The sequence below is a fragment of the uncultured Cyclobacterium sp. genome (genome assembly GCF_963976465.1).
In the GTDB taxonomy this organism is placed as follows: Bacteria; Bacteroidota; Bacteroidia; order Cytophagales; family Cyclobacteriaceae; genus Cyclobacterium.
Genome location: NZ_CAXBOC010000559.1, coordinates 1 through 3,385, shown reverse-complemented (window position 1 = coordinate 3,385; position 3,385 = coordinate 1). Strand labels below are relative to the sequence as shown.

Below are 3,385 nucleotides of genomic sequence, written 5' to 3'. Positions count from 1 at the left end.
TTGCAAATCGACATGTTTCAATCCAGGCATCAAAAAAAATTTCGGGAATACAGATTTGTAAACAAGGCCAGAAGCAGAAAACCTATCCGACCTGTAATCAATGGAGAGCCCGGTTATGAAAACATTCCCAACTTACTAAATAAATGGCATTTTCAGCGATTGAATGCCGCTGATGTTCGGCTATCTGCCTATTGGAGCATGCTGTGCGGCGCGGCCGGTTATACCTATGGATGCAATGAAGTTTGGCAAATGCATTCAGAAAATGTCCCCCCCCTATTTGGCGCTCAAATGTCTTGGGACAAAGCCCTGGACTTACCCGGAGCCTCACAGGTAGGTTTATTGCCAAGGCTTTTTGCCCGGCTACCCTGGCAGGAAATGCTGGTTTCAACAAAAGTTTTGGCAGGCTTAAGGTGGCCTTTCCATCAACAGAAATTAGCCTTAACGACGATTGATCAAGGCTGTATCCTTATTTACCAACCTCGAGGAAGCAAGATAAAAACACGTATAAAAAAGACCATTTTGAATAAGGCTGAAGCTTATTGGATCAACCCTCAAAATGGAAAAATTGAAGCCCTCAAAGGGCGGATTTCAAATACTTTTCAGACACCAAATAGTTTACAAGATTGGTTGCTATTGATCCTATCAGGCAGCTACCAGGAACAGTGGAAATCTTACAAGCCTGAGATTTAAACAGTTGTTAAATTGCTGTGGATAAAATTGTGGATAAAGCAATATATTGCTGTTTTCTCTTCATTATTTCATTAATCACTCAAAATAGCTTATTCTCCCATTACTGTAAGCACGAGATTTCTCTTTCCTCCATAATTGCGATACTCTCCAAGGTAAATGCCTTGCCATGTCCCCAGATTCAATCTACCACGAGTAACGGGAATTTGTACTGAACAGCCAAAAACACTTGATTTAAGGTGTGCAGGCATATCATCAGGGCCTTCCATGGTATGTACAAAATGGGGGTAATCCTCAGGAATCAAGTAATTGGCAAAGGTTTCGAAATCTACTCTTACAGTAGGATCAGCGTTTTCATTGATCGTTAAACCTGCGGAAGTATGTTTTATCCACACCTGAAGCAGTCCCCGATCAATTTTATTTAATTCAGGAAAGTTATCCACAATATGTCTAGTAATGAGGTGAAAACCTCTTTTGTATGCGGGCAATTGAATTTCTTTTTGAAAAGTTTTCATTGAATTTTTTACCGATTTGTTTCTTACTCAAATATAAAAAATTTAAGAATTGCAGTTTATTAATTATATTTAAGATTAATCCTTTTAAAACTTAAATTCAATAAAATGCAGAAGCTAAGCTTTTCAATTTTAATCTTGTTATTCACCGTGGTGAGCTTCACTACCAATGCCCAACAGATGACAGAAATCCTTAGCCTTAAGGATGCTCAGGCAATTGCAGATGCTGCTGAAGCTAAAGCCAAAGCAAACGATTGGAATGTAGTCATAGCTATCGTTGATGCCGGCGGACACCTGGTCGTCCTCAGAAGAATGGATGGAACCCAAAGTGGAAGCATTGACGTGGCCTTAGAAAAAAGTGAAACTGCCGCTAAGTTTAAAAGGTCAACTAAAGAATTTGAAGACATGGTCATGGAAGGGCGATTAAATATTCTTAGTCTACCCGGAGTACTGGCCATGGAAGGCGGGCTTCCTATAATTTCCGGAGATCAGGTTATCGGAGCCATTGGGGTGAGTGGAGCTGCCCCACCTGAAGATGGGATTATTGCTGAAGCCGGAGTTGCAGCTTTCAAATAATTTTCACTTTTCCACATTGGGAATAATTCTGATGGATCTTTACAAATGATGAAAAAAGCAAAAAATCTACCCTCTAAACTCCCTTATGTAGGCACAACCATTTTTACGGTCATGTCCAAATTAGCGACAGATGAGGGGGCTTATAATTTATCTCAAGGCTTTCCAAGCTTTGATTGTTCTCCAAAGCTAAGTGAATTGGTTTGTCACTACTTAAAAAACGGCTACAACCAATACGCTCCCATGTCCGGTGCACCGGTTTTTAGGGAAAGCATCGCCCAAAAAACCGCCGATGTTTATGAAACAGCCTACGACCCTGAGACAGAAGTGACCGTCACCTCGGGAGCTACAGAAGCCATCTTCTGTGCAGTTACTGCAGTAGTCTATCCCGGAGATGAGGTAATTGTATTGGAACCGGCCTATGACAGCTACGTGCCGGCCATAGACCTTAATGGTGGCATTCCGATTTTCGTCACCTTAGACGCCCCTGATTTTAAAATAGATTGGGAAATGGTTAAAGCCAAAATCAGCCCCAAAACCAAAGCCATTCTTATCAACACTCCCCACAACCCCGTGGGAACGGTTTTCAGTAAAGAAGACCTTGATAGCTTAGCGGATATTATTCGGGACAAAGACATTTATATCATCAGTGATGAGGTATACGAACATATTGTTTTTGATGGAGGGGTTCACCATTCCATGATGACGCATCCGGAATTAAAAGAAAGGTCTTTTATTTGCAATTCTGTGGGTAAAACCTACCATGTTACAGGCTGGAAAATTGGTTATTGCCTGGCTCCTGCTGCACTCACCAAGGAGTTTAGGCGTATCCACCAGTACATCACTTTCTGTACAGTGTCTCCCATGCAATATGCCTTGGCAGATTTCTTAAAATTGCCTGAACATTATGAAGCTCTATCTGAATTTTACCAAAGGAAGAGAGATCGTTTCAATGAAGCTTTACGTGCATCGAGATTTACCTTTAAACCTTCTAAAGGTAGTTTCTTTCAAATCGTATCTTACGAAAATATTACAGACGAAAATGATTATGATTTGGCCATAAGGCTTACCAAAGAAATCAAGGTAGCATCTGTACCTGTATCCGTTTTTTATAAGGATAAAAAAGATGATAAATTATTACGGTTTTGTTTTGCTAAGGACGATGACATCCTGGACAAAGCCGCTGAATTGTTATGTAAATTATAAATTGTTTCCAAGGAATGCTTGAATTAGGTTTTGTAAGTGCCATCCTGGCTGAAAAAAGTTTTGAAGAAGTCATTGACTTTGCTGCCAATGAAAAATTTTCATGTGTAGAAATCATGTGTTGGCCGAAAGGCAAGGCAGAAAGGCGCTACGCCGGAGTTACACATATTGATGTGGGCAACCTTGATGACAAAACGGTAGCACATATCAAAGACTACCAAAGTAAAAAGAAAGTCTATGTATCGGGATTGGGCTTTTATCCCAACCCGATGGATCCTGATGAAAAAGTGGCAGAGAACGCACTCTCTCATATTTTGGCAGTAATTGATGGGGCCGAGAAATTGGGAATACCCGTAGTCAATACCTTCATTGGAAGAAATCCTGCCCTAAATATTGCTGACAATTTGCGC

General features: G+C 40.7%; 5 protein-coding genes. 4 read left to right on the top strand and 1 reads right to left on the bottom strand.

The features are described from left to right. The coding region (locus AAC037_RS22135; protein WP_339905680.1) for a DUF4038 domain-containing protein at nt 1-690 on the top strand (690 nt) is incomplete at its 5' end. Between the two features lie 89 nt (nt 691-779). On the opposite strand, the gene AAC037_RS22130 is transcribed toward AAC037_RS22135, so the two are convergent. Beyond that, the gene (locus tag AAC037_RS22130; protein WP_339905678.1) at nt 780-1,202 is read right to left on the bottom strand and encodes a secondary thiamine-phosphate synthase enzyme YjbQ; all 423 of its coding nucleotides are present in this window, start codon (nt 1,200-1,202) and stop codon (nt 780-782) included. Nucleotides 1,203-1,307: 105 nt separating this feature from the next. Here AAC037_RS22130 and AAC037_RS22125 point away from each other — a divergent pair, with 105 nt between their 5' ends. The 3 genes from AAC037_RS22125 to AAC037_RS22115 form a co-directional block, all read left to right on the top strand. Further along, nucleotides 1,308-1,775, top strand: a complete 468-nt coding sequence (locus AAC037_RS22125; RefSeq protein WP_339905677.1) for a heme-binding protein — start codon at nt 1,308-1,310, stop codon at nt 1,773-1,775. A gap of 48 nt (nt 1,776-1,823) precedes the next feature. After that, nucleotides 1,824-2,978, top strand: a complete 1,155-nt coding sequence (locus AAC037_RS22120) for a methionine aminotransferase (protein WP_339905682.1) — start codon at nt 1,824-1,826, stop codon at nt 2,976-2,978. Between the two features lie 14 nt (nt 2,979-2,992). Continuing rightward, nucleotides 2,993-3,385 (top strand): TIM barrel protein (locus AAC037_RS22115; protein WP_339905675.1); only part of this gene is annotated, 393 nt, incomplete at its 3' end.